Annotated in this window: 1 protein-coding gene; it reads right to left on the bottom strand. The window is 68.1% G+C overall.

The features are described from left to right. A partial coding sequence (locus NPS70_RS28410) for a vitamin K epoxide reductase family protein (protein ID WP_256527335.1) occupies positions 1-422 on the bottom strand: 422 nt, incomplete at its 3' end. Positions 423-426 lie beyond the last annotated feature (4 nt).

Here is a 426-nt window from a genome sequence, read left to right as displayed (position 1 = left end):
TACCAGAACATCACGATCGTCGCCACCCACGCCAGACAGCACCACAGACACAGCGCACCGATCACGTACAGCGACTGCTGCATCAACCAGGTACAGAACCCCACCCCGAACAGGCACCCCGCGTTCAGCCCCCACCAGAACCACCGCCGGTACCGCGCACCCGCCAGCAGCCCCGCCCCCACCGCCACGACCACCCCGTACGCCACCAGCCCCAGCATCGGATTCGGAAACCCGAACACCCCCGCCTGCTCGCTCTTCATGATGCTCCCGCACGACACCACGGGATTGAGCGAACACCCCGGCGTGAACCCCGGATCCTCCAGCAACCGGAACTTGTCCAGCGTGATCACCCACGCCGCCACCAACCCCGCAGCCCCCGTCACCACCAGCAGCCACCCCAGCGCCCGGGACGCACCCACCACCCCC

Source organism: Streptomyces sp. C10-9-1, assembly GCF_024497955.1.
GTDB classification, from domain to species: Bacteria; Actinomycetota; Actinomycetes; order Streptomycetales; family Streptomycetaceae; genus Streptomyces; species Streptomyces sanyensis.
Note: the sequence above shows the minus strand (reverse complement) of the source record. Positions and strands in the feature narration are given on the sequence as shown.